The sequence below is a fragment of the Streptomyces ossamyceticus genome (assembly GCF_001418475.1).
Taxonomy (GTDB): Bacteria; Actinomycetota; Actinomycetes; order Streptomycetales; family Streptomycetaceae; genus Streptomyces; species Streptomyces ossamyceticus.
On sequence record NZ_LIQX01000616.1, the window covers coordinates 1 to 1053 of the forward strand.

A 1053-nucleotide genomic window follows, 5' to 3' on the forward strand; every position below is an offset into this window, starting at 1 on the left:
CCGCCCGCCCGTACGTTCGTCGCGACCCCAGGACGACTTCCGGGCAACTGCCGTACCCCGCACGGGACATGAGCCCGTGCGGGCGGTGCGGCGACCCGTGTGACGAGGAGATTCCACCGTGCGCAACCGCATCACCGCGACCGCCGTGGCCGCAGCGGCCTCCGTGGCCCTGCTCGGCGGCTCGGGCCAGGCGCTCGCCGCCGACACCGCGCCCGCCGCGCCGTCGCAGCTGACCGTGGACGCCTACAAGACATGGCTGAAGAGGGCGCCCGGCGGCGGCCCCACACTCAAGGCGTTCAGCAGGCTGCCCGCGCCCAAACAGCGGGCGTTCGTCGGCTATCTGCAGAACGCCCGCGTGTTCAAGGCGTTCGGCATCACGCAGACCGGTGACATCCCGAGCAAGGCGAAGACGAAGACCGTCCGCTACAACAGGGACGTCACCTTCACGAGCACCACCGTCGCCGCGTCCCGTACGGCGAAGTCCACGAAGACGATCAGCCTGTCCGTCACGGCGACCGAGCGGATCTTCGACATCCCGGTCACCAGCGCCACGACCACGCTGTCCTACGAGACCGGCAAGGACGGCATGATCACCGGCAAGGGCCGGAAGTCGGGCCACAAGGGCACCAACTTCAACGCCGCGTTCACCGTCAAGGCCGGGGCGACGACGTTCGGCCCCGAGGCGAACATGCTGGACGCCGTCACCAACTGGACGGCCACGCCCCGCTTCAAGAGCGCGGGCACCAAGCCGATCAAGAAGCTCCAGGTGCTGACCGGCCTGGGCGACCACGGCACGGCGACGACGTTCAGGACCGTCGGAAGCTGACCCCGCCGTACGGGCAGAAGGGGCGGGCCCCGCGCACGGGCCCGCCCCGTGCGGAAATTGGGTTGAGGCGAAGCCGGTCCCACCAGAACATGTGCGCGATGACTTACAACCCCATACTGAACCCCAGGACCCTGACCTGGGACGACGTCGACCCCCGTCGGCATCCGTTCGACGCCGCCGGGGCCGCCGACGCGGTCCGCGCCCTGGCCCCCGCCCGCCGCACCCCC

1 protein-coding gene is annotated in these 1053 nt (G+C 70.6%); it reads left to right on the top strand.

The window, feature by feature from the left end; all coding sequences use genetic code 11:
• Positions 1 to 118: 118 nt before the first annotated feature.
• On the top strand, positions 119 to 826 hold the full coding sequence (locus AOK15_RS34830; protein ID WP_055522301.1) for a hypothetical protein: 708 nt from the start codon (positions 119 to 121) through the stop codon (positions 824 to 826).
• The last annotated feature ends 227 nt before the right edge of the window (positions 827 to 1053 follow it).